The 21755-nt window shown below is 40.6% G+C and carries 36 protein-coding genes; 33 read left to right on the top strand and 3 right to left on the bottom strand.

The annotated features are described in order from the left end of the window. Positions 1-77: 77 nt before the first annotated feature. From rpsS to FC90_RS04680, 27 genes are all read left to right on the top strand, one after another. Positions 78-359 carry a 30S ribosomal protein S19 gene (gene rpsS, locus FC90_RS04805; RefSeq protein WP_057908159.1) on the top strand — a complete coding sequence of 94 codons (282 nt, stop codon included), beginning with the start codon at positions 78-80 and terminating at the stop codon, positions 357-359. An 18-nt stretch (positions 360-377) separates the two neighbouring features. Then, positions 378-731 (top strand): 50S ribosomal protein L22, encoded by a 354-nt coding sequence (gene rplV, locus FC90_RS04800; RefSeq protein ID WP_057908158.1) that lies wholly within the window; start codon positions 378-380, stop codon positions 729-731. Positions 732-744: 13 nt separating this feature from the next. Next, on the top strand, positions 745-1404 hold the full coding sequence (rpsC, locus tag FC90_RS04795; protein WP_057908157.1) for a 30S ribosomal protein S3: 660 nt from the start codon (positions 745-747) through the stop codon (positions 1402-1404). A 2-nt stretch (positions 1405-1406) separates the two neighbouring features. Next, positions 1407-1841, top strand: coding sequence for a 50S ribosomal protein L16 (gene rplP, locus FC90_RS04790; protein ID WP_057908156.1), 435 nt, complete (start codon positions 1407-1409; stop codon positions 1839-1841). Further along, complete coding sequence (gene rpmC / locus FC90_RS04785; protein ID WP_004270191.1) at positions 1831-2025, top strand: 50S ribosomal protein L29; 195 nt, start codon at positions 1831-1833, stop codon at positions 2023-2025. Before rplP ends, rpmC begins: the two co-directional genes overlap by 11 nt. 23 nt (positions 2026-2048) lie before the next feature. Further along, the gene (gene rpsQ / locus FC90_RS04780; RefSeq protein ID WP_011375442.1) at positions 2049-2318 is read left to right on the top strand and encodes a 30S ribosomal protein S17; all 270 of its coding nucleotides are present in this window, start codon (positions 2049-2051) and stop codon (positions 2316-2318) included. Between the two features lie 41 nt (positions 2319-2359). Beyond that, complete coding sequence (gene rplN / locus FC90_RS04775) at positions 2360-2728, top strand: 50S ribosomal protein L14 (protein WP_057908155.1); 369 nt, start codon at positions 2360-2362, stop codon at positions 2726-2728. Between the two features lie 30 nt (positions 2729-2758). Continuing rightward, on the top strand, positions 2759-3070 hold the full coding sequence (rplX, locus tag FC90_RS04770; protein WP_057908154.1) for a 50S ribosomal protein L24: 312 nt from the start codon (positions 2759-2761) through the stop codon (positions 3068-3070). Between the two features lie 27 nt (positions 3071-3097). Continuing rightward, entirely contained in the window at positions 3098-3640 is a 543-nt protein-coding gene (gene rplE / locus FC90_RS04765) for a 50S ribosomal protein L5 (protein WP_004270214.1), read from the top strand. 17 nt (positions 3641-3657) lie between these two features. After that, positions 3658-3843, top strand: coding sequence for a type Z 30S ribosomal protein S14 (locus tag FC90_RS09095; RefSeq protein WP_076786297.1), 186 nt, complete (start codon positions 3658-3660; stop codon positions 3841-3843). A gap of 32 nt (positions 3844-3875) precedes the next feature. After that, entirely contained in the window at positions 3876-4274 is a 399-nt protein-coding gene (gene rpsH / locus FC90_RS04760) for a 30S ribosomal protein S8 (protein ID WP_057908153.1), read from the top strand. Positions 4275-4304: 30 nt separating this feature from the next. Continuing rightward, complete coding sequence (gene rplF, locus FC90_RS04755) at positions 4305-4835, top strand: 50S ribosomal protein L6 (RefSeq protein ID WP_057908152.1); 531 nt, start codon at positions 4305-4307, stop codon at positions 4833-4835. 40 nt (positions 4836-4875) lie between these two features. Further along, positions 4876-5235 (top strand): 50S ribosomal protein L18, encoded by a 360-nt coding sequence (gene rplR / locus FC90_RS04750; RefSeq protein WP_083482012.1) that lies wholly within the window; start codon positions 4876-4878, stop codon positions 5233-5235. An 18-nt stretch (positions 5236-5253) separates the two neighbouring features. Then, complete coding sequence (gene rpsE / locus FC90_RS04745) at positions 5254-5754, top strand: 30S ribosomal protein S5 (RefSeq protein WP_004270199.1); 501 nt, start codon at positions 5254-5256, stop codon at positions 5752-5754. Between the two features lie 14 nt (positions 5755-5768). Beyond that, a complete protein-coding gene (gene rpmD, locus FC90_RS04740; RefSeq protein WP_004270183.1) occupies positions 5769-5954 on the top strand; it encodes a 50S ribosomal protein L30 in 186 nt (61 codons plus the stop codon). 34 nt (positions 5955-5988) lie between these two features. After that, the gene (gene rplO, locus FC90_RS04735; protein ID WP_057908150.1) at positions 5989-6423 is read left to right on the top strand and encodes a 50S ribosomal protein L15; all 435 of its coding nucleotides are present in this window, start codon (positions 5989-5991) and stop codon (positions 6421-6423) included. Beyond that, a complete protein-coding gene (gene secY, locus FC90_RS04730) occupies positions 6424-7719 on the top strand; it encodes a preprotein translocase subunit SecY (protein WP_057908149.1) in 1296 nt (431 codons plus the stop codon). It abuts the gene before it with no gap. A 52-nt stretch (positions 7720-7771) separates the two neighbouring features. After that, positions 7772-8428, top strand: a complete 657-nt coding sequence (locus FC90_RS04725) for an adenylate kinase (RefSeq protein WP_057908148.1) — start codon at positions 7772-7774, stop codon at positions 8426-8428. Positions 8429-8619: 191 nt separating this feature from the next. After that, positions 8620-8838 (top strand): translation initiation factor IF-1, encoded by a 219-nt coding sequence (infA, locus tag FC90_RS04720; RefSeq protein WP_057908147.1) that lies wholly within the window; start codon positions 8620-8622, stop codon positions 8836-8838. A 32-nt stretch (positions 8839-8870) separates the two neighbouring features. Next, complete coding sequence (gene rpmJ / locus FC90_RS04715; RefSeq protein WP_025083339.1) at positions 8871-8987, top strand: 50S ribosomal protein L36; 117 nt, start codon at positions 8871-8873, stop codon at positions 8985-8987. Between the two features lie 25 nt (positions 8988-9012). Next, entirely contained in the window at positions 9013-9378 is a 366-nt protein-coding gene (gene rpsM, locus FC90_RS04710; protein ID WP_057908146.1) for a 30S ribosomal protein S13, read from the top strand. 23 nt (positions 9379-9401) lie between these two features. Continuing rightward, positions 9402-9794, top strand: coding sequence for a 30S ribosomal protein S11 (gene rpsK / locus FC90_RS04705; protein WP_057908145.1), 393 nt, complete (start codon positions 9402-9404; stop codon positions 9792-9794). A gap of 83 nt (positions 9795-9877) precedes the next feature. Next, positions 9878-10816 (top strand): DNA-directed RNA polymerase subunit alpha, encoded by a 939-nt coding sequence (locus FC90_RS04700; protein WP_057908144.1) that lies wholly within the window; start codon positions 9878-9880, stop codon positions 10814-10816. A gap of 26 nt (positions 10817-10842) precedes the next feature. Beyond that, positions 10843-11223, top strand: a complete 381-nt coding sequence (rplQ, locus tag FC90_RS04695; RefSeq protein ID WP_004270204.1) for a 50S ribosomal protein L17 — start codon at positions 10843-10845, stop codon at positions 11221-11223. Between the two features lie 315 nt (positions 11224-11538). After that, positions 11539-12384 (top strand): energy-coupling factor ABC transporter ATP-binding protein, encoded by an 846-nt coding sequence (locus tag FC90_RS04690; protein WP_057908143.1) that lies wholly within the window; start codon positions 11539-11541, stop codon positions 12382-12384. Further along, the gene (locus tag FC90_RS04685; protein WP_057908142.1) at positions 12360-13235 is read left to right on the top strand and encodes an energy-coupling factor ABC transporter ATP-binding protein; all 876 of its coding nucleotides are present in this window, start codon (positions 12360-12362) and stop codon (positions 13233-13235) included. Before FC90_RS04690 ends, FC90_RS04685 begins: the two co-directional genes overlap by 25 nt. Beyond that, positions 13228-14019, top strand: a complete 792-nt coding sequence (locus FC90_RS04680; protein WP_057908141.1) for an energy-coupling factor transporter transmembrane component T family protein — start codon at positions 13228-13230, stop codon at positions 14017-14019. Before FC90_RS04685 ends, FC90_RS04680 begins: the two co-directional genes overlap by 8 nt. Positions 14020-14073: 54 nt before the next feature. Here the strand turns inward: FC90_RS04680 and FC90_RS04675 are convergent, their stop codons facing one another. After that, on the bottom strand, positions 14074-14628 hold the full coding sequence (locus FC90_RS04675) for a recombinase family protein (protein ID WP_057908140.1): 555 nt from the start codon (positions 14626-14628) through the stop codon (positions 14074-14076). A 163-nt stretch (positions 14629-14791) separates the two neighbouring features. Here FC90_RS04675 and truA point away from each other — a divergent pair, with 163 nt between their 5' ends. The 4 genes from truA to FC90_RS04655 all read left to right on the top strand — a co-directional run bounded on the left by truA (position 14792) and on the right by FC90_RS04655 (position 17572). Further along, positions 14792-15556 carry a tRNA pseudouridine(38-40) synthase TruA gene (gene truA, locus FC90_RS04670; protein WP_057908139.1) on the top strand — a complete coding sequence of 255 codons (765 nt, stop codon included), beginning with the start codon at positions 14792-14794 and terminating at the stop codon, positions 15554-15556. 118 nt (positions 15557-15674) lie between these two features. Beyond that, positions 15675-16118, top strand: coding sequence for a 50S ribosomal protein L13 (gene rplM, locus FC90_RS04665; protein ID WP_057908138.1), 444 nt, complete (start codon positions 15675-15677; stop codon positions 16116-16118). A gap of 13 nt (positions 16119-16131) precedes the next feature. Continuing rightward, a complete protein-coding gene (gene rpsI, locus FC90_RS04660) occupies positions 16132-16524 on the top strand; it encodes a 30S ribosomal protein S9 (protein ID WP_057908137.1) in 393 nt (130 codons plus the stop codon). 148 nt (positions 16525-16672) lie between these two features. Then, the gene (locus FC90_RS04655; RefSeq protein ID WP_057908136.1) at positions 16673-17572 is read left to right on the top strand and encodes a diacylglycerol/lipid kinase family protein; all 900 of its coding nucleotides are present in this window, start codon (positions 16673-16675) and stop codon (positions 17570-17572) included. Between the two features lie 81 nt (positions 17573-17653). On the opposite strand, the gene FC90_RS04650 is transcribed toward FC90_RS04655, so the two are convergent. Both FC90_RS04650 and FC90_RS04645 read right to left on the bottom strand, forming a co-directional pair. After that, entirely contained in the window at positions 17654-18970 is a 1317-nt protein-coding gene (locus tag FC90_RS04650) for a PTS sugar transporter subunit IIC (RefSeq protein WP_057908135.1), read from the bottom strand. Between the two features lie 135 nt (positions 18971-19105). Beyond that, positions 19106-20479 carry a glycoside hydrolase family 1 protein gene (locus FC90_RS04645; RefSeq protein WP_057908134.1) on the bottom strand — a complete coding sequence of 458 codons (1374 nt, stop codon included), beginning with the start codon at positions 20477-20479 and terminating at the stop codon, positions 19106-19108. A gap of 138 nt (positions 20480-20617) precedes the next feature. Between FC90_RS04645 and FC90_RS04640 the strand changes: the two genes are divergently transcribed. Together FC90_RS04640 and FC90_RS09635 are read left to right on the top strand one after the other, a co-directional pair. Next, on the top strand, positions 20618-21337 hold the full coding sequence (locus FC90_RS04640) for a GntR family transcriptional regulator (protein ID WP_057908133.1): 720 nt from the start codon (positions 20618-20620) through the stop codon (positions 21335-21337). A gap of 243 nt (positions 21338-21580) precedes the next feature. Then, a complete protein-coding gene (locus FC90_RS09635; protein ID WP_235804316.1) occupies positions 21581-21715 on the top strand; it encodes an ArsR/SmtB family transcription factor in 135 nt (44 codons plus the stop codon). The last annotated feature ends 40 nt before the right edge of the window (positions 21716-21755 follow it).

The following is a 21755-nucleotide window of genomic DNA, read 5'->3' as shown; positions in this document are numbered from 1 at the left end:
AATTCCAATTGAACAGGTCTAAAGCCGATGCGGCTTAAACAGTCACATTGAACTTTTTATTCGAAGGAGGTTTCATAATGAGTCGTAGTTTGAAAAAAGGGCCATTCGCAGATGCACATTTGCTCAACAAGATTGAAGCACAAGCTGACAGCGAAAAGAAACAAGTCATCAAGACTTGGTCCCGTCGCTCGACAATTTTCCCTAGCTTTATTGGCTACACAATCGCTGTTTATGATGGACGGAAACACGTCCCAGTTTACATTTCAGACGATATGGTAGGCCACAAATTAGGTGAATTTGTACCAACCAGAACTTTCCATGGTCATGGAAATGACGATAAGAAAACAAAAGCACGCTAGAAAGGAGGATGAATCTCAATGGCAGATCAAATTACTAGTGCAACAGCTAGTGCTAAATCAGTTCGCATGGCAGCCCGTAAAGTACGGATGGTAGTCGACTTGATCAGAGGCAAAAGTGTTGCAGAAGCAATTGCAATCTTAGAATTTACACCGAGAGCTGCTTCACCAGTCGTAATTAAAGTTTTGAAATCAGCTATCGCTAATGCAGAACACAATTATGACTTAGATGCAGAAAACTTGGTCGTTACAGAAGCTTATGTTAACGAAGGACCAACATTGAAACGTTTTCGTCCTCGCGCTAAAGGCTCAGCATCACCAATCAACAAACGTACAAGTCACATCACTGTAGTTGTATCAGAAAAAGAAGCATAAGGAGGGATATCGCGTGGGTCAAAAGATTAATCCAACCGGTTTTCGTGTTGGCGTCATCCGTGAATGGGACGCTAAATGGTATGCAGAAAAAGATTTCGCAACATTCTTACACGAAGATCTTAAGATTCGTAAATATATCAACACAAAATTAGCTGACGCATCTGTCTCTACTATTGAAATCGAACGTGCTGCAAATCGCGTTAACGTTTCAATCCATACTGCTAAACCTGGTATGGTCATCGGTAAAGGCGGTTCTGAAGTAGAAAATCTACGTAAAGAATTAAATAACTTAACAGGTAAGAAAGTACACATCAACATTGTGGAAATTAAGAAACCTGATTTAGACGCTCACTTAGTAGGTGAAGGCATTGCTCGTCAATTGGAAGCACGTGTTGCTTTCCGTCGCGCTCAACGCCAAGCTATGCAACGAACAATGCGCGCTGGGGCTAAAGGAATTAAAACCCAAGTTGCCGGTCGTTTGAATGGTGCTGACATGTCACGTGTCGAAACTCATGCACAAGGAACTGTTCCTTTGCATACGTTACGTGCTGACATCGATTATTCATGGGATGAAGCCATGACTACTTACGGTAAATTAGGAGTTAAGACTTGGATTTATCGGGGCGAAATTTTACCTGATAAAGCCAACAATAATACGAAAGGAGGGAAATAAACATGTTAGTACCTAAACGTGTAAAACATCGTCGTGAATTCCGTGGGAAGATGCGCGGTGCTGCAAAAGGCGGTAAAGAAGTCACTTTTGGTGAATTTGGGCTACAAGCTTTAGAGTCAAGTTGGATTACCAACCGCCAAATCGAAGCTGCTCGTGTTGCCATGACTCGTTACATGAAACGTGGTGGGAAAGTATGGATTAAAATTTTCCCTCACAAATCATACACCGCAAAAGGTGTCGGCGTTCGAATGGGTTCAGGTAAGGGTGCTCCTGCTGGATGGGTTGCTGTTGTAAAACGTGAAAAGATCATGTTTGAAGTCGGTGGCGTATCTGAAGAAGTTGCTCGTGAAGCATTGCGCTTGGCATCACATAAATTGCCAATTAAAACTAAGATCGTAAAACGCGAGGAAGTAGGTGGCGAGTCAAATGAAGGCTAAAGATATTATTGAATTAACCACTGCTGAAATGCTTGAAAAAGAACACCAATACAAAGAAGAGTTATTTAATCTTCGTTTCCAACAAGCTACCGGTCAATTAGAAAATACCGCCCGCTTAAAGCAAGTTCGTCAGAACATTGCTCGGATTAAAACTGTATTACGTCAACAAGAACTTAACAAATAATAAATGGAAAGGAGCTATTTACTTTGAGCGAAGAAAGTCGTAACCATCGTAAAGTGTACCAAGGCCGTGTTGTTTCTGACAAAATGGATAAAACAATTACTGTCATGGTTGAAACTTATAAAACACATCCTGAATATGGTAAACGTGTTAAATATTCGAAGAAATATTATGCACAAGATGACAACAACGAAGCAAAAGTTGGCGATGTTGTGCGTGTTATGGAAACTCGTCCTTTGTCACGTACCAAACGGTTCCGTTTATTAGATGTCGTTGAAAAAGCAGTTATTATCTAAATCGTTACTCAATATATAAGTGACGGAAGGAGGACCTATAAGTGATTCAAACAGAAAGTCGTCTTAAGGTTGCTGATAACTCCGGTGCCCGCGAAATTTTAACTATTAAAGTTTTAGGTGGTTCAGGTCGCAAGACTGCTAACATCGGTGATGTTATCGTTGCAACAATTAAACAGGCAACACCAGGTGGCGTTGTCAAAAAAGGTGAAGTTGTCAAGGCTGTTATCGTTCGTACTAAGTCAGGAGCTCGTCGTGTAGACGGTTCTTACATCAAGTTCGACGAAAACGCTGCTGTTATCATCAATGATGACAAGACTCCAAAAGGAACTCGGATCTTTGGACCAGTTGCACGTGAATTACGTGACAATGATTTCATGAAGATCGTTTCCTTAGCGCCTGAAGTTCTATAATTACAGACAACCAAGGAGGTGCGTATATCAATGTTCGTTAAAACTGGTGATAAAGTTAAAGTAATCAGTGGTAAAGATAAAGGTAAAGAAGGTACAATCATCAAAGCAATGCCCAAAGAAGGGCGGGTTTTTGTTGAAGGTATCAATACCGTTAAAAAGCACGTTAAGCCAAACGCTCAAAATCCTAATGGTGGGATTGTTGATACAGAGGCAAGTATCGATGCTTCAAACGTCATGCTAATTGATCCATCAAACAACGAAGCTACTCGTGTAGGTTACAAAGTTGTCGATGGAAAAAAAGTACGCGTGTCAAAGAAAACTGGAGAATCAATCGATAAATAATTTTTGGGGAAAGGAGGCACTTTTTACATGACTAACCGTTTAAAAGAAAAATATGTTAAAGAAATGACACCAGCATTGATCGAAAAATTCAACTATACATCAAGCATGCAAGTTCCTAAGATTGAAAAAATCGTACTTAATATGGGTGTTGGTGATGCTGTTTCAAACGCTAAGAACTTGGACAAAGCTGTTGAAGAATTAGGCTTGATTGCTGGTCAAAAACCATTAATCACTAAGGCTAAGAAATCAATTGCTGGTTTCCGTTTACGTGAAGGGATGCCAATTGGCGCCAAAGTAACCTTACGTGGCGAAAGAATGTACGATTTCTTAGATAAATTAGTTAACGTATCTTTACCTCGTGTTCGTGATTTTCACGGTGTTAGTGCAAAGTCATTCGATGGTCGCGGTAATTATACATTAGGTGTACGCGAACAATTGATCTTCCCTGAAATCGATTATGATAAGGTAGATCGCGTTCGTGGCTTAGATGTTGTTATTGTAACAACTTCAAATACTGACGAAGAAGCACGCGAATTGTTAACACAATTTGGCATGCCATTTGCTAAATAAAAAGGGAGGTCAATTTCTTGGCTAAAAAGTCTTTAGTTGTAAAGAATCATCGTCCAGCAAAATTTTCAACACAAGAATATTCACGTTGCGAACGTTGTGGACGTCCACATTCTGTATATCGTAAGTTTAAGCTTTGCCGGGTTTGCCTCCGTGAATTAGCTCATAAGGGCCAAATTCCAGGCATGAAAAAAGCAAGCTGGTAATTATAAAGAGTCAATAAGGAGGTTAATTCCACATGGTCATGACAGATCCAATCGCAGACTATCTAACACGTATTCGGAATGCCAATATGGTACATCACGAATCATTAGAAGTCCCTGCTTCACGTATGAAAAAAGAAATTTCTGAAATTTTGAAACGCGAAGGCTTTATCCGCGATTACGAAGTGATTGAAGACGACAAACAAGGTATCATCCGTGTATTCTTGAAATATGGCAAGAATAACGAACGTGTTATCTCTGGTTTGAAACGGATTTCAAAACCTGGTTTACGTAATTACGTTAAAGCTAATGATGTTCCTAAGGTATTAAACGGTTTGGGCATCGCAATTATCTCAACAAGTAATGGTGTCTTAACAGACAAAGAAGCACGTGAAAAGGCTGCCGGCGGCGAAGTACTCGCATACGTTTGGTAATCTAAACTTAAAATAAGGAGGTGTCATAACGTGAGTCGTATCGGATTAAAAGTAATCGAAGTTCCTGCAGGTGTTACCGTTACTAAAGACGGTGAAAACATCACAGTTAAGGGACCTAAAGGGGAACTAACACGTCATTTCAGTCCTGTGATTGAAATGCACGAAGAAGGTAACCTTATTAATTTCACACGTAATAGCGAAAGTGATCGTGCAATGCACGGTACTATGCGTGCTAACTTAAACAATATGATTTTGGGCGTAACGGAAGGTTTTAAGAAAACATTAGATCTTATCGGTGTTGGTTACCGTGCTCAATTGAAAGGCAAAACTTTAGTATTGAACGTTGGCTATTCACATCCAGTTGAAATGGAAGCGCCAGAAGGTATTACAGTTGAAGTCCCATCAAATACAAACATCATTATTAGCGGTATTAGCAAACAAAAAGTTGGCCAATTCGCAGCTGAAATTCGTGATGTCCGTCCTCCAGAACCTTATAAAGGTAAAGGTATTCGTTATACTGATGAATATGTTCGCCGTAAAGAAGGTAAAACTGGTAAATAAAGCAGCTTAGGCTGTTAAATGATATTAAGAGGTGAAAATTGTGATTACAAAACCAGACAAGAATAAGACACGTCAAAAGCGCCATACTCGCGTTCGTGGCAAGATCTCTGGTACTGCTGACTGCCCACGCTTGAACGTTTTCCGTTCTAACAAAAACATCTACGCTCAACTTTTTGATGACGTAGCGGGTGTGACGCTAGCAAGTGCCTCAACATTAGATAAAGAAGTAAAAGTAGAGGGTACTAAAGTTGAACAAGCACAACAAGTTGGTGCATTGGTTGCACAACGTGCGGTCAAAGCCGGCCATAAAGTTGTTGTTTTTGATCGTGGCGGTTACTTATACCACGGTCGTATCGAAGCTTTAGCTACAGCTGCCCGTGAAAACGGACTAGAATTCTAATAAGGAGGAAAACCATTTATGACTTACATTGATCCAACTCATTTAGATTTAGAAGATCGCGTTGTTTCAATCAACCGAGTTACAAAAGTTGTTAAAGGTGGACGTCGTCTACGTTTCGCAGCAATTGTAATCGTTGGTGATAAAGACGGTCACGTTGGTTTCGGGACAGGTAAAGCACAAGAAGTTCCTGAAGCAATCCGTAAAGCCGTTGAAGACGCTAAAAAGAATCTTATCAATGTTCCTAAGGTCGGAACAACATTACCTCATGAAATTATTGGTCGCTTCGGCGCTGGCCGTGTTCTATTAAAACCAGCTGTTGAAGGTTCTGGTATTGCTGCCGGTGGTGCCGTTCGTGCCGTTATGGAATTAGCAGGAATCGATGATGTGACAAGTAAAACATTAGGTAGCAAAACAGCTATCAATGTTATCCGGGCCACAATTGACGGTTTAACTCGTATGAAGACTGCTGAAGAAATTGCAGAATTACGTAATGTATCTGTAGAAAGCTTACAAAACTAGGAGGATAACTGAACATGGCTAAATTAAAGATTACTTTAAGAAAAAGTGCTGCTCATCGTCTTCCAGAACAACGTAAAATGGTCAAAGAATTTGGCTTGAACCGAGTAAATAGTTCTGTAATCAAACCAGATGATGCTGCAACTCGTGGCGTGATTTTTAAACTCGCACATTTAGTAACAGTCGAAGAAATTAAAGATTAATTTCAACATATATTGCAAGGAGGTGCGCACAATAATGAAATTACATGAAATGAAACCTAATGAAGGTGCTCGTGACGTTCGCAAACGTGTCGGCCGTGGGACTTCTTCAGGTACTGGTAAGACTGCAGGTCGTGGTCAAAAAGGCCAAAAAGCCCGTAGTAAGGTTCGTTTAGGCTTTGAAGGTGGGCAAATGCCTTTATTCCGACGGATGCCAAAACGTGGATTCAAAAATATCAACCGTAAAGAATATGCAGTTGTTAATTTGAATGATTTAAATCGTTTTGAAGACGGTGCAGAAATTACTGCAACTGTTCTAATTGAAGCAGGCGTTGTTAAAAATGAATTATCAGGTGTTAAATTATTAGCGAATGGTGAATTAAACAAAAAATTGAACATTAAGGTAAGCAAGTATTCTGAAGCTGCAAAAGCTGCTGTAGAAGCTGCTGGCGGTTCAATTGAGGTGATTTAATTGCTAAAGACACTCAAAAACGCATTTAAAGTAAAAGAAATTCGTAGTAAAATTTTGTTTACTTTAGGCGTTTTGATCGTTTATCGTTTAGGCGCGCAAATTACGGTACCAGGAGTGAATGCCGGAGCATTGACTAAGTTGGGATCGACCGGGTTGATCCCATTACTTGATACAGTTAGTGGGGGCGGCTTGGCAAACTATTCAATCTTCTCAATGGGAGTTTCGCCATTCATTACTGCTCAAATTGTGGTGCAATTGCTGCAAATGGACATTGTGCCTAAATTTGTTGAATGGAGCAAGCAAGGTGAAGTTGGACGACGTAAACTGAACCAGGTGACACGTTACTTAACCATCGCTTTGGCATTTATTCAATCGATTGGGATTACCGCTGGTTTTAACTCACTCAGTCAAATGGGTTTGGTTAAAGATCCAGGGGTTAAGACCTTTGTTAGCATTGGAATTATCTTAACCGGTGGTACGATGTTAATTACTTGGTTGGGTGAACAAATAACCGATAAAGGCTTGGGTAACGGCGTATCAATGATCATCTTTGCGGGGATTATTGCGCGCCTTCCAAGCGGCCTTTATCAGATCTTCCGTGAGCAAGTCTTGAATGCTTCAAAAGGTGATATGTGGAAAGGAATTTTATTCATCATCGGTTTAATTATTGTGATTCTAATAATTGTCACTTTTGTAACCTGGGTTCAACAGGCAAATCGAAAGATTCCGATTCAATACACACGTCGTGAAGCTGGTGCAGGTGAAAATAGTTACCTACCACTGAAAGTTAATGTTGCAGGTGTGATTCCGGTTATTTTTGCTAGTTCATTTATTATGACACCTCAAACGATCTTAATGGCCTTCCAGTCTAGTCATAGTACAGATACTTGGTTTAAAGTATTATCAAATATCTTTAGTATGCAGACTGTGACGGGCTCGATTGTTTATACGGTGCTCATTGTTCTCTTTACCTTCTTCTACGCCTTTGTTCAGGTCAACCCTGAAAAAGTGGCAGAGAATCTGACCAAACAGGGGAGTTATATTCCAGGCGTTTGGCCGGGTAAAGGGACAGAGAAGTATCTGTCTAGCGTATTGATGCGACTTTCAACTGTTGGAGCGTTGTTCCTTGGGGTAATTGCATTATTACCACAACTAGCGGCAAACCTCGGTGGCTTACCTCAATCAATTGGTTTAGGTGGGACGAGTTTACTAATCGTGGTTGGTGTTGCTTTAGAAAGTACACGTCAACTTGAAGGGTTACTTATGAAGCGTAAATACGTTGGATTTATTCGATAAATAATTATCGGGTTAAAAGATTGAATCCTGGTTTTAAATAGGAGGCAAAGACATGAATCTCATGTTAATGGGACTTCCCGGCGCTGGTAAGGGAACGCAAGCTGAAAAGATTGTTGACGCTTATCATATTCCACATATTTCAACTGGTGATATGTTTCGTGCTGCGATGGCAGATCAAACTGAACTTGGGGTAAAAGCTAAGACTTTCATCGATAAAGGTGAATTGGTACCAGATGATGTGACAAACGGAATTGTTGAGGAACGTCTTGCACAAGCAGACACTAGTGTAGGTTATCTTCTTGATGGTTTTCCACGGACTCTTGATCAGGCGGATGCTTTAGCGACTATTACTGATAAATTAAGTAAGCCTTTAGATGGAGTGATCAACATTGATGTTGATCCTGAAATCTTAGCTGATCGTTTATCAGGACGCTTTATTTGTAAAAATTGTGGTGCAACGTATCACAAACTTTATCATCCAACTAAAGTGGAAGGCACATGTGATCGTTGTGGCGGACATGTTTTCTTCCAACGAGAAGACGATAAACCTGAAACGGTTAAGAATCGTTTAAAGGTCAATATTGAAATGAATACACCTTTACTAGATTATTATGCAAAACGAAACCTACTTTATACGGTAGATGGAAATCAAGAAATTGATGCTGTGTTCTCTGCCGTTCAAAAAGTACTTGATACTATTAAAGACTAGTCATCAACTCAAGTGATCTTATGGTCATTGTTCACGTAAAAGCCTGACTAGTTATTAATGACAGAAATTTCAGTGCTTTTAAAAATTTAATACTTGTGATATAATATCTCGGTATGACCACTAACGGTGAGGCGGAGAGCGCTCACCATTTTTCTGTATGAATTTTCACAACCACAAGGGGGTACTTTTGCGTGGCAAAAGATGACGTCATTGAAATTGAAGGTAAAGTAACTGATACTTTACCAAATGCAATGTTTAAAGTAGAACTTGAAAATGGGGCCATTATTCTGGCACATGTTTCTGGTAAAATTCGTAAGAATTATATTAAAATTTTACCTGGTGATCGTGTGACAGTTGAATTGTCACCCTATGATTTGACTAAGGGACGAATTACGTATCGTTTTAAATAGACGTAAGGATCATATCAAGGAGGTCAGTCGATATGAAAGTAAGACCATCAGTAAAACCAATGTGTGAACATTGTAAAGTTGTCAAACGAAAAGGCCGCGTTATGATTATCTGCGCAGCTAATCCAAAACATAAACAACGTCAAGGTTAATATTAATTAAGCAGGAGGTGCAAGAATGGCACGTATCGCAGGTGTGGATTTACCACGTGATAAACAAATTGTGATTGCTTTAACTTATATTTTCGGTATCGGAAATACAACTGCCGTTAAAGTCTTGGCTGATGCTGGCGTCGCAGAAGACGTCCGTACTCGTGATTTAACGCCGGATCAAGAAGATAAGATCCGTGCAGCAATCGATAAGGTTAAAGTTGAAGGCGATCTTCGTCGTGAAGTTAGCTTGAACATCAAACGTCTACAAGAAATCGGTTCTTATCGTGGCATGCGTCATCGTCGTGGATTACCAGTTCGTGGTCAAAACACGAAGAATAACGCACGGACTCGTAAAGGCAAGAAAGTTACAATGGCAGGCAAGAAGAAATAATCAGTAAAAGGAGGTTATAATTTATGGCAAACAAGAAAAATGCCCCACGTAAGCGTCGTGTGAAGAAAAATATCGAAGCCGGTGTTGCGCATATTCATTCAACATTTAACAACACTCTTGTGATGGTTACTGATCCCAATGGGAATGCTGTTGCATGGTCATCTGCTGGTTCATTAGGCTTCAAAGGTAGTCGTAAGTCAACACCTTTTGCTGCTCAAATGGCTGCAGAAGCTGCTGGTAAAGAAGCCATGGAACATGGTATGAAATCTGTTGAAGTTGCTGTTAAGGGACCAGGTTCTGGCCGTGAAGCTGCAATTCGCTCATTACAAGCAACTGGTTTAGAAGTTACTGCTATTCGTGACGTTACACCAGTTCCTCATAATGGATCTCGTCCTCCAAAACGCCGTCGTGTTTAGTCTGGGCTACGCTTCATTTTGAGACAAACTGAAACGTGTTCACGTATAAACACTTCTCGTTTTGAAAGGGGTAAAAGATAAGAATGATCGAATTTGAAAAACCAAACATTACAAAGGTTGATGAAAGTACTAACTACGGTAAATTCGTTGTGGAACCACTTGAACGTGGCTATGGTACGACTTTAGGTAACTCCTTACGCCGTATTCTACTCGCTTCTTTGCCAGGTACTGCTGTCACAGATATTCAAATTGATGGTGTTTTACATGAATTTTCAACGATTGATGGCGTTTTAGAAGACGTAACACAAATCATTTTGAATATTAAAAAATTAGCACTTAAATTGCATGTTGAAGAAGACAAAACAATTGAAATCGACGTTAAAGGTCCGGCAACAGTTACTGCTGCTGATATCATTTCGGATGATGATGTTGAAGTCTTAAATACTGATCAATATATTTGTACAGTAGCTGAAGGCGGCAATTTTCACGTGCGAATGACAGTTAAAAAAGGCCGTGGTTATGTTGCTGCTGATCAAAACAAGTCAGACGATATGCCAATTGGTGTTTTGCCAATCGACTCAATTTATACCCCAATCAGTCGTGTCAACTATCAAGTAGAAAGTACACGTGTTGGTCGTCGTAACGATTTCGACAAGTTAACACTTGATGTTTGGACAAACGGTTCCATCAGTCCTAGAGAAGCTATTAGCTTAGCTGCGAAGATTATGACAGAGCATTTGGCAATCTTTGTAGATCTTACTGATGAAGCAAAAAATGCTGAAATCATGGTCGAAAAAGAAGAGACACATAAAGAGAAAATGCTTGAAATGACAATTGAAGAGTTGGATTTATCAGTTCGTTCATACAACTGTTTGAAACGAGCTGGCATCAACACTGTTCAAGAGTTAACTGACAAATCAGAAGCAGATATGATGAAAGTTAGAAATCTTGGGCGCAAGTCGTTGGAAGAAGTTAAGAACAAGTTATCTGATCTTGGCTTAGGCTTACGCACAGAAGAATAAACTGATAAGAAGGAGGGACTCCATTCATGAGTTATCGTAAATTAGGTCGCACTAGCTCACAACGTAAGGCAATGTTACGTGATTTGACAACAGATTTAATTATCAATGAACGTATTATTACTACTGAAGCTCGTGCCAAAGAAATTCGTAAAACAACTGAAAAAATGATCACTTTAGGTAAACGCGGTGATTTACATGCTCGTCGTCAAGCTGCAGCATTCGTTCGTAATGAAGTAGCTGATATTCGTGAAGAAGACGATGCTGTAATCGTTCAATCTGCATTACAAAAATTATTTAGTGACATTGCTCCACGTTATGCTGAAAGAAATGGTGGCTACACACGTATTCTTAAAACAGCCCCTCGTCGTGGTGACGGTGCATTAATGGTGATTATTGAACTTGTATAATCACAAAATAATTTAGGTCATTTGATCGATGAGACAGGGCGCTATGATGGTGGAGACATTCCGAGTCTAGTCCTAAAGTCATGCTAGCACCAGAGGATGGCTTTCATCGATTAATGATTTACATAATAACGTCTAATTCTGGATTTAAGCGGAGTTAGACGTTTTTTTGTTATTTTCGTTTTGCGATAAAGAATAACTAACAAAGGCGTTATGTTTCAATATATGATAAAATGGGAATAGGTTTTTAATTTTTAAATGTGTACTGATACGATTATCAATAGGCATTTATTCCAAGGAAAATACGGGTTACTAAACATGGATGAGCAAAAAATAATTCAAGTTGAACAGTTAAAATATGAATATCCACAATCTGATGGGCATTTAGCTTTGAACAATCTTTCTGTTAGTATCAACGCTGGTGAATGGGTCGCGATTATTGGTCATAATGGCAGTGGCAAGAGTACTTTTGCCAAATCACTGAATGGCCTGTTAGATTTACAGTCAGGGTCAGTAATGATTGATGACTTACCGTTGGCATTAGATACGGTCTGGTCGATTCGGAAAAAAATTGGAATGGTTTTTCAAAATCCGGATAACCAATTTGTGGGTGCTACAGTTGAAGACGATGTTGCTTTTGGTCTGGAAAACCAAGGAGTGCCACGACCAGAAATGATTGAACGTGTCCAGGAGGCTGTGAAGCGGGTTGGCATGCTTGACTACTTAAAACGGGAACCAAGTCGGTTGTCAGGTGGTCAGAAACAGCGAGTCGCCTTAGCCGGGATTATTGCGCAACAACCGGAGATTTTGATTCTCGATGAAGCAACAAGCATGCTAGATCCTAAAGGGCGTGAAGAAGTCCTGGCAACGATTCATAAATTGAAACAAGAAACGAATATGACGGTTTTATCAATTACGCATGATATTGACGAGGCTGCCAGTGCGGATCGAATTATTATATTAGATAATGGGCAAGTTTACGATCAAGGGACACCGGCTGATATTTTTGCGTATGGCCAACGTTTACTGGATTTAGGATTAGATGTTCCATATCCAGAGAAGTTAAAAGCAGCATTGAATAAACTGCAGATTGAAATGCCTACAGATTACCTGACAACGGAAAGGATGGTTGATTATTTATGGACATTACATTCCAAAATGTAAGCTACACTTATCAGCCAGGTACGCCTTTTCAAGGAGTGGGGCTACAAGACATCAATGTCACAATTCCCAGTGGCTCATACACGGCCTTGATTGGTCATACGGGTAGCGGTAAATCGACGCTGTTACAACATCTTAATGCGCTTTTAAAGCCAACGAGTGGTGTTGTTAAAATTGGAACACGGGAAATTACGCCTGAGACGAATAATAAACATTTAAAGGCGATACGCCAAAAGGTCGGGATGGTTTTTCAATTTCCAGAAAGCCAGTTATTTGAGTCAACGGTGCAAAAAGATATTGCTTTTGGTCCACAGAATTTTGGCGTGCCTATAGACGAAGCACTTGCACGTGCAAAAGAGATGATTGAACTCGTCGGTTTACCCGCTAATGTGATTGACAAATCACCTTTTGATTTATCGGGCGGTCAAATGCGCCGCGTGGCAATTGCCGGCGTATTAGCGATGCAGCCAGAAGTGTTGGTCTTGGATGAACCAACAGCGGGTCTCGATCCAGTTGGTCGGCGTGAAATGATGGGTCTTTTTGAGAAACTTCATATTGAACAAGGCATGACGATTGTCATGGTGACGCATCAAATGGATGATGTCGCCAACTATGCTGATAATGTGATTGTTTTGGAACATGGGCGGCTTGCTAAAACGGGTTCACCACGCGAAATTTTTGCTGATCCGGATTGGTTAACAGAAAAACAACTAGGATTACCGACTACCACGCAATTTGCACAAGCGTTAAGTCGCCGCGGTTTTATCTTTGATCAAGTGCCACTGACGGAACACGAATTGGCAGCTTTACTAGCTGAACAATTACCGAAGAAGGCGGGGCGGGCACATGAATAAACTCATTCTTGGACGGTATATTCCTGGAGATTCAATTTTGCATCGCATGGATCCACGGGCCAAGTTATTGGCTAGTTTTTACTATATTGGAATTATCTTCTTAGCGAGAACGTGGCAGGCCTATGCTTTGTTGCTAGTCTTTACACTGGTTCTAATTGGCATCTCAAAAATTAAACTTGATTTCTTTATTAAGGGGGTTAAACCGCTGCTATGGCTGATCCTCTTTACCGTCTTATTACAGATTTTTTTCACACGAGGCGGGCATGTCTATTGGCAGTGGGGCTTTTTGTCACTTACGCAATATGGGTTGATAAATGGCGCCTATATCTTTATGCGCTTTGTGTTGATTATCTTCATGTCTACTTTATTGACACTAACGACGCCGCCGCTTTCCTTGGCAGATGCGATTGAATCAATTCTTAAACCGCTAAAAGTCGTTCATTTTCCCGTTTATGAAGTGGCGTTAATGCTTTCGATTGCGCTACGTTTTGTGCCGACGTTGATGGACGAAACAACTAAAATCATGGATGCTCAACGAGCACGCGGGGTTGATTTTGGTGAGGGGAATTTATTCCAACAAATGAAAGCTATTGTGCCGATTTTAATTCCGCTATTTGTTAGCAGCTTTAATCGAGCTGATGATTTAGCAACTGCGATGGAAGCGCGCGGGTATCAAGGCGGCGAAGGTCGCAGCAAGTATCGGATTTTAAAATGGCGGACAAAAGATACTGTTGCGTTTATTCTGATGGGTTTGTTGACAATTGCACTGATTTTCTTAAGATAATACAAAAAGGGGTAATCAAACCAGTCTGGTTGATTATCCCTTATTTTTTGGGTACTAATTTTTCTTGAAGCGTCGTTTCAACGTTGACGCACTGATACCAGTCTGGTAACTGATTTGATCGTATGTAAGCCCAGCTTCACGCATATTAAAAGCAGCTTGAATGTCAGCGTCGCTGTAGGTTAATTTACGTCCCTCGCTGTAACTAGGATTGGTGATCCGTGCATTGTGCTTACCTTCTTGTGTTCTTGTGATAATCATATCACGTTCAAATTGTGCAAAGGCACTGAATAGGGTAAAAATGAGCCGGCCAGAAGGAGTATCTTCGATAATTCCCATATTTAGAATATGGATTTTTATGCGTGCTTCAAAGAGTTCCTGAATGATTTCAAGTGCCTCTTTGGTATTTCTAGCGAAACGGTCAAGCTTAGTGACAACGATTGTATCACCGGATGTCACGCGTTTTAAAAGTGCATTGAACTTTGGACGATCGACAGTTGTTCCGGTAAATTTTTCACTATAAATAGCATCACAGCTTTCTGCTTTTAATTGATTAATCTGGGTTGCTAGACTTTGCCCGGCAGATGAAACACGCGCATATCCGAACTTCATTGAACAACTCTCCTTATTTATATATCTAACAACAATTATACAGTATTTAGAGCACTTTCATATTAAAATTATTTTTTAAGCCTCGGCGGTCATAAAAAGATTGCTACTTTTTAAAAAGTTATTTAGAATAGAAGTACTACATTTTAGCTATAAGAGGGATAAGATGACACAACGGTATCGAGTGACAATTGCTTATGATGGGACTGATTTTGCTGGTTTTCAAGTGCAACCGAACCAGCGAACGGTACAGGGCACATTAGAAAAGGCACTGACCAAGATGAGTAAGGGAGCCAGTATTCAGGTATATGGTTCTGGTCGAACGGATGCTGGCGTCCACGCAACAGGGCAAGTTGTCCATTTCGATTATCCGAATGAATTACCCGCCATTAGCATGTTGCGTGCTTTAAATAGTCTTTTACCCCTTGATATGGAGGTTATGGATAGCCAACTAGTAGATGCCGATTTTCATGCTCGGTTTTCAGTAATTGGCAAGCGCTACTTATATCGGGTTGATCTTGGTCATTATACAAATCCATTCAAACGACGGTACACCGGGCATTATCCCTATCCGATTGATATTGAACGGATTAAAGCGGCCTTACCAGATGTTATTGGCACGCATGATTATACTAGCTTTGCGGCCTCTGGCGGGGTGATTAAGGATAAAGTACGCACTATTTATGATGCAACTGTTATGCATGACTCGGTTGAAAATGAACTTGTTTTTGAATTTTACGGTAATGGCTTTTTATATAATATGGTGCGTATCTTAGTTGGGACCCTTTTAGAAATTGGTAATGGTCGGCGCGATGTTCATGATTTTTTACGACTATATGCAGTTAAGGACCGCCAACAAGCGCGATCAACTGCACCAGCTAGCGGTTTGTATCTTAAAAAAGTTTATTACAAAACCGATGGAAATAATTGAGATTCAATTGACTTAATTGGGGAATTACGATACTATAGTAATTGGTATTGTTTGCCCCACGATAGGCCCCGGAACTTATTGAGTGTCAAACAAACACAGAATATTGGAGGAATAAATCGTGCGTACAACTTACATGGCTAAACCAGGCGAAGTAGAGCGTAAATGGTATGTGATCGATGCAACAGATATTGCATTAGGTCGTTTATCAACTGTAGTTGCTTCTATCTTACGCGGTAAAAATAAACCAACATTTACACCTAACGTTGATACCGGTGACAACATCATCGTCATTAACGCTGAAAAAATTAAATTAACAGGTCATAAAGCAACTGACAAGTTATATCACCATCATAGTAACCATCCTGGTGGTTTGAAGACGCGAACAGCTGGCGAAATGCGTGAAAACAATCCAGAACGTTTAATTGAATTATCAGTTAAAGGGATGTTACCTAAGAATTCATTGGGTCACAATCAATTCTTGAAGTTACACGTTTACGCTGGTGGCGAACACAAACACCAAGCACAAAATCCAGAAGTCTTAGACATTACGGATATTATTTAAGGAGGAAACTATAGTGGCTCAAGTAACTTATAACGGTACAGGCCGTCGTAAAAACTCAGTAGCACGTGTACGTTTAGTACCGGGTACTGGTAAAATCACTATCAACAACAAAGATGTTGCTGATTATATTCCATTTGCTAACTTGATTTTAGATATGAAACAACCTTTAACAATTACTGAAACGACAGATAGCTATGATATCTTGGTAAACGTTAAAGGTGGTGGATTCTCAGGCCAAGCTGGTGCAATCCGTCACGGTATTTCACGTGCCCTATTGACAGTTGACCCTGACTTCCGTCCAGCTCTTAAGAGCGCTGGCATGTTAACACGTGACCCTCGTATGAAGGAACGTAAGAAACCAGGTCTTAAGAAAGCTCGTAAAGCTTCACAATTCTCAAAACGTTAATATCAATTCGATATTATTCGGTTTTGCGAAACACCCCACAACCAAAAGTTGTGGGGTGTTTTTTTTGATTTGAGCTTCTCTAATACACTATTAATGTATATTAGAGGGATTTTTGCTATGCTGAGAGTAATCGAAGGAGGCTTTTCTTATGGATCGGTATGCCGTTATTTATAATCCCCACTCTGGTCAGAACAATGGTGAGTCGGTTGGTCAAAAAATTGAGCAAGCACTCATCAAGAATCATCACGAGGTTAAACTGATGCCGACTGAAGGACCGCAAGATGCGACGCACTTAGCTAAAAAAGCGGCGCGGGCAGACTTTGATGTGGTGGTAGCTGTCGGCGGGGATGGGACCATTAACGAAGTCGTTAGTGGGCTTGCAGCGTTAGATCAGCCGCCGTATTTAGGCATTGTGCCTGCTGGGACCGTTAATAATTTGGCGCGGGTTTTACAAATCCCGTTGGATATTGATCAAGCGATTGAAAATCTGCAGCAGGTTCATATGCGCCCACTCGATGTCGGGCAAGTGAACGATGATTACTTGATTAGTACAATGACACTGGGGATTTTGGCGGATGCGGCTTTAAACGTCACCCAGAGTGAAAAGCAAAAGTGGGGGCTGTTCGCTTTTTTAAGCAAAGGGATCCATGCATTGGCCAAGCATCAACATTATCCGTTAACGATTGAAACGCCTAATCGGCACTGGCAAAAAGACACGCAATTCTTGCTGGTGACCCTCACGAATTCCGTTGGGGGATTTACCAACTTCAATCCTGAAGCAAAACCCGATGATGGTTATTTCCACGTCTTCGTTGCGCCGAAAATGTCGCTAGCACGGTCAGTAATGTTTCTCCCTTATTTCTTAACGGGCAATTTTAAAAAGATTCCCGGGATGACCTACTTTAAAGCCAATGAAATCACGATTACTACTGATAATCAGGAGCGGGTGCAAACTCGCATCGATGGTGATCCGAGCGCCAAGTCACCATTGAAGATGCAACTCTTAGAACGTAAGTTACAAGTGATTACGCCTGCTCCGGCTATATAAGACCAAGGAAGGGCTAAAGTCATCGTTTAAACAAAAAAGAATTCAAAATTTTCGTCAGAAAATTCTGAATTCTTTTTTTAATTATTGCGTTAATTCAGCTTGTTTTGCCGCAACCCGTTCACTAATCTTCAGGAATGGCCAATAGATTAAAACGCCGAGGATTAAAGTGAAACCTTGAATGACTGGGGCGCGCCAATCGCCGCCGGTTGCTAAATATGAGTTGAGTAATGGTGGTGTGGTCCAAGGTACCATGACGACTACCCGATTCATCCAGCCAATTGCGGTGAAGAAGTAGGCAATACTGATGCCAAGTCCTGGCATTAGGACAAATGGAATGATGAGCGCAAAGTTGAAGACAATTGGATAACCGAAAATAACAGGTTCGTTAATGTTAAATAAACTTGGGACGAATGATAGCTTTGTAATATCACGACTAGCGCGTGATTTCGAGAAGAGCAAGGTTGCAATCAATAAACAAATAGTACTACCGGTACCACCAAGCATCCCAAATGTATCGCGGAATACGTTATTGATGATATAAGGAATGTGTTGACCAGCTGCATAAGCAGCCATATTTTTGTTCATGTTGATCAGTAAGACTGGATCCAATAAAGTACCGTTAATGACAGCTTGATGAATTCCAAATGAGAAGAGGAGATTACCAGTCCCGTAAATCAGAAGGAGACCCGGTAAACTTGTGTTAACACGCCGGAGTGGTTCTTGAATCACATTTGTAATTAAAGTGATGAGATCAGTGTGGAAACCAGCCGTTAAAATCGCAGCAAGTGCCGCAAACAGACTCATTGTAATAAGGGCAGGAATCATTGTGTTGAAAGAACCAGCAACAGCTGATGGGACGGCATCACTCAAGTTAATTTGTAACTTTTTAAGTTTTGAGAGGGTCATAAAGAGTTCTGTTGCGACTAAACCAATAATAATGCCGGCGAACATCCCGGTTGTTCCGACGTTTTGGAAAGTTAAGACGCCGGAAACTTCGACGGCTTTCTTGGCAGCTAGTGGTGTGACAGGGACGGTGTTAGGCATCATGATGATTAAAGTCCCCAGTGCCATGACAGCCGCGGAAATTTTGTTGACGTAATTCTTATTACGCGCTAAACAGTAGCCGATTGTGGGTGCGAGTAATAGCCCAGCAACGTTCAAAGTCCCATTGGTAATGTAAGTGCCGAAGTATTGAAAGTTGGTTAGCATTTGGCCGTGGAGGACCCATGGGAATACAACGTTATTCACAAGCACCCCAATTCCTGCGAGGATAAATAGTGGCATGATAATCGCGAAGGCATCACGTAATGAACGCAAATGCACTTGATTCCCGATCTTAAAGGCGATATTTGTAAACTGATCAATAAATCTTTGTCGCCGACTTCCTTGTTTAAGCATAGAAAAAACTCCTTTTAACGTGCTTTTCAAGCTAACTTTCCGTGCTTAGCTACGCGAGCTAAACAACCGACTGAGTCGCTTATTCGCCTCACTAGGCTAATGCTCAAAAGTTGACCAAGCTTGTACGCACTTTTTTTAGTCTAATTGTTCACCATTAGATTGAATTACTTTCTGCAGCCAATAAAAACTAGCCTTTGGAATTCTAGCAAGGTCTTTGAGGTCGTGATTGGTTCGATTGACATAAATGACGCCGTAGCGTTTATTCATATCACCTTTTGAACTTGGGATGTCGATTAACCCCCAACCAAGATAGCCCATAACGTGAGCGCCGTCTTCATCAACTGCGTCTTTTAGAGCTTGGATATGGTCGCGGTGATAGGCAATCCGTTCGTCATCTTGGATCATTTCATGATTCAGCGATTCTTCGCGAATGCCAATCCCGTTTTCGATGGGGAAGATGGGGAGACCAGTTTCGTTAGAAAGTTTTGTTAAGACGTTTCTAAAACCGAGGGCATCAATCTGCCAGCCCCATTCGCTACTTTCTAAATAAGGATTAGGGACACTCGCATCGCGCATGTAATAATTAGGTGGTGTGTCGGGTGTTAATTTCGTGTGATCGAGTGCGACAGTGTAGTAGTAACTGAACGCTAAGAAGTCATTATGGTGACTTGCAATTAACGCCAAATCACCAGGCTGAATACTGCTCATTAAGTCATGGTTTTGCATATATTGCAGTACTTCGGCTGAATAGTGACCTTTTGTAAAGGCGTCGACGAAATGTTGGTTGATAAATTCTGATGCTTTTCTAGCAGCGAAGACATCTTGGGGATGACTGGTTGCAGGATAGAATTCTTGATAGGCTAACATCCCACCAATTTGGTCATTAGGGTAGTGGGCGTGTAAGTAATTGGCGATTTCAGCATGCGCGACCATCGTATTATTAGCGATCGTATAAAGGGTTAATAAGTCGCGTTCACCATTGATAAAGCCAGTATTATCAAAGCCAGGTTCAAAGAAAAAACCATTTTGTTCATTAAAGCTTAACCAATATTTGACTTGCCCAGCATAACGGTCAATGACAGCCTTAGCGAACTTAGTGAATGCTTGTGTGACATACCGACTTGAGAAACCATTATATTTTTCAGCAAGATGCAAAGGCATGTCAAAATGGTACAGGCAAATCATGGGTTCAATGCCGGCTTTGAGCAAAGCTGATATCAATCGATCGTAGTAATCGAAACCCGCTAAATTAATTTCACCATCACCATTTGGGAAAATGCGCGTCCATGAAATTTGGAAACGATAGCAGTTCATGCCCATCTGTTGCATTAAATCGATATCTTCTTGATAACGGTGGAATTCATCAATTCCCACTTTCCAATCCGATAAATCAGCTGTCTCAGGTTTAACATCATAGACTGATAGCCCTTTGCCATCAGTATCCCAGGCACCTTCGCTTTGCATACTTGATACAGAATTACCCCATAAAAAATGCTTGTCTAATGTCATTGTGGTACCTCCATCACTTGAATGATTTTATGATAGCGCTTTTAATGTAACTTGTAAAGTCATATTTTATAATTTGAACATCTAATATTCAGAATCTGGATATGCTATAATAACCATATCAAATGGTAGGTGGTTACTATGGCAAAGTATAAGGATATTGCGGCAACGATTCGCAACCGAATTTTAGAAGGACAATATTCAGCTGATGGCCCGCTTCCTGAACAGAAGAAGTTAGCCCAAGAATTCGAAACATCGAGAATGACCATTCAAAAAGCACTCGAAATGCTAACTTATGAAGGCCTCATTTATAGTGAACAAGGACGGGGCACGTTTATCAAATCAAACGTCTCCGCGCTATCACAATTAGATGCGACTGTAAATCAATATGTGGGGACGACTAAGCTGTTTGCTGGGAAGGCCACTGTGAAGAGCGACATTCTAAAGAATGAATTGCGATTACCGAATGCAGAAGAACAAGAAAAGCTTCAGTTGGCTAAAACAGAAGCGGTCTATGACGTTGTTCGACTACGTTTTTTAAACGAAGTACCGTATAGCATTGAGCATTCGATTATGCCAGCTAAGATTTTAGGGGAACTAACAGACACGGTGCTAAAAAAATCAATCTATGAATATTTAGGGCAAACATTGAATCTAAAAATTGGTGTGGCTTACCGGCGAATTAGTGCAGATCAACCGAATCAAATGGATCAAGAGTACCTGCACTGCAAACCAATCGAGCCTGTCTTGCAAGTTACCCAGACAGTCTTTCTACAAAACGGGATGCCTTTTGAATACTCAACCACACGACATCGATATGATATGGGGAGTATTACAACCATTACACAAGGGAATCATTAAAAGCAAGGCCTCACTTAGTAATGAGTGGGGCTTTTTTGTTGCTTTGATTTGAAGTTGTTGACAAAAAATTCAAATCAATGGTTTAATAGTTCAAATTTATGAACCATTAAAACGAAACCGGAGATTAATCTATGGATGAAATGAAGGCTATTAAAAAGAGATTTGCTGAGTTGATCCCTTTTGACGGTACTTGGGAATGAGAGACGGCAGAGTATTATTTTAGAGTTAATGGCGGCATCGGATTTGTCACGTCCGGCAGTGTCGTACCATTTAAAAGTGTTGAAGGAAGCCAATCTGGTCAATTTTAGACGTGAAGACACGAAGAACTATTATTACTTGCAACATAAACTCGGCGAAATCAATCAATCAATCAATTAAAAACACTGTTGGAAAAGATTATGGCAGTCATCGAAAAACA

The sequence above is a fragment of the Latilactobacillus graminis DSM 20719 genome, assembly GCF_001436415.1.
GTDB lineage: Bacteria > Bacillota > Bacilli > Lactobacillales > Lactobacillaceae > Latilactobacillus > Latilactobacillus graminis.
The sequence above is the reverse complement of the archived record's forward strand: the minus strand, read 5'-3'. Positions and strand labels throughout refer to the sequence as shown.

What these genes read in the sequence shown, in the direction of transcription:
- rpmD (WP_004270183.1), top strand. Translation starts at nt 5,769, where the DNA reads ATGGCTAAATTAAAGATTACTTTAAGAAAAAGTGCTGCTCATCGTCTT.
- FC90_RS04640 (WP_057908133.1), top strand. Translation starts at nt 20,618, where the DNA reads ATGGCAAAGTATAAGGATATTGCGGCAACGATTCGCAACCGAATTTTA.
- rplE (WP_004270214.1), top strand. Translation starts at nt 3,098, where the DNA reads ATGACTAACCGTTTAAAAGAAAAATATGTTAAAGAAATGACACCAGCA.
- FC90_RS04685 (WP_057908142.1), top strand. Translation starts at nt 12,360, where the DNA reads ATGGACATTACATTCCAAAATGTAAGCTACACTTATCAGCCAGGTACG.
- rplQ (WP_004270204.1), top strand. Translation starts at nt 10,843, where the DNA reads ATGAGTTATCGTAAATTAGGTCGCACTAGCTCACAACGTAAGGCAATG.
- FC90_RS04650 (WP_057908135.1), bottom strand. Translation starts at nt 18,970, where the DNA reads ATGCTTAAACAAGGAAGTCGGCGACAAAGATTTATTGATCAGTTTACA.
- FC90_RS04675 (WP_057908140.1), bottom strand. Translation starts at nt 14,628, where the DNA reads ATGAAGTTCGGATATGCGCGTGTTTCATCTGCCGGGCAAAGTCTAGCA.
- rplX (WP_057908154.1), top strand. Translation starts at nt 2,759, where the DNA reads ATGTTCGTTAAAACTGGTGATAAAGTTAAAGTAATCAGTGGTAAAGAT.
- rplP (WP_057908156.1), top strand. Translation starts at nt 1,407, where the DNA reads ATGTTAGTACCTAAACGTGTAAAACATCGTCGTGAATTCCGTGGGAAG.
- rpsS (WP_057908159.1), top strand. Translation starts at nt 78, where the DNA reads ATGAGTCGTAGTTTGAAAAAAGGGCCATTCGCAGATGCACATTTGCTC.
- rpsM (WP_057908146.1), top strand. Translation starts at nt 9,013, where the DNA reads ATGGCACGTATCGCAGGTGTGGATTTACCACGTGATAAACAAATTGTG.
- rpsK (WP_057908145.1), top strand. Translation starts at nt 9,402, where the DNA reads ATGGCAAACAAGAAAAATGCCCCACGTAAGCGTCGTGTGAAGAAAAAT.
- FC90_RS04680 (WP_057908141.1), top strand. Translation starts at nt 13,228, where the DNA reads ATGAATAAACTCATTCTTGGACGGTATATTCCTGGAGATTCAATTTTG.
- truA (WP_057908139.1), top strand. Translation starts at nt 14,792, where the DNA reads ATGACACAACGGTATCGAGTGACAATTGCTTATGATGGGACTGATTTT.
- FC90_RS04690 (WP_057908143.1), top strand. Translation starts at nt 11,539, where the DNA reads ATGGATGAGCAAAAAATAATTCAAGTTGAACAGTTAAAATATGAATAT.
- rplV (WP_057908158.1), top strand. Translation starts at nt 378, where the DNA reads ATGGCAGATCAAATTACTAGTGCAACAGCTAGTGCTAAATCAGTTCGC.
- rpsE (WP_004270199.1), top strand. Translation starts at nt 5,254, where the DNA reads ATGACTTACATTGATCCAACTCATTTAGATTTAGAAGATCGCGTTGTT.
- rpsH (WP_057908153.1), top strand. Translation starts at nt 3,876, where the DNA reads ATGGTCATGACAGATCCAATCGCAGACTATCTAACACGTATTCGGAAT.
- rplO (WP_057908150.1), top strand. Translation starts at nt 5,989, where the DNA reads ATGAAATTACATGAAATGAAACCTAATGAAGGTGCTCGTGACGTTCGC.
- rpmJ (WP_025083339.1), top strand. Translation starts at nt 8,871, where the DNA reads ATGAAAGTAAGACCATCAGTAAAACCAATGTGTGAACATTGTAAAGTT.
- FC90_RS04645 (WP_057908134.1), bottom strand. Translation starts at nt 20,479, where the DNA reads ATGACATTAGACAAGCATTTTTTATGGGGTAATTCTGTATCAAGTATG.
- FC90_RS04700 (WP_057908144.1), top strand. Translation starts at nt 9,878, where the DNA reads ATGATCGAATTTGAAAAACCAAACATTACAAAGGTTGATGAAAGTACT.
- rpmC (WP_004270191.1), top strand. Translation starts at nt 1,831, where the DNA reads ATGAAGGCTAAAGATATTATTGAATTAACCACTGCTGAAATGCTTGAA.
- FC90_RS04655 (WP_057908136.1), top strand. Translation starts at nt 16,673, where the DNA reads ATGGATCGGTATGCCGTTATTTATAATCCCCACTCTGGTCAGAACAAT.
- FC90_RS04725 (WP_057908148.1), top strand. Translation starts at nt 7,772, where the DNA reads ATGAATCTCATGTTAATGGGACTTCCCGGCGCTGGTAAGGGAACGCAA.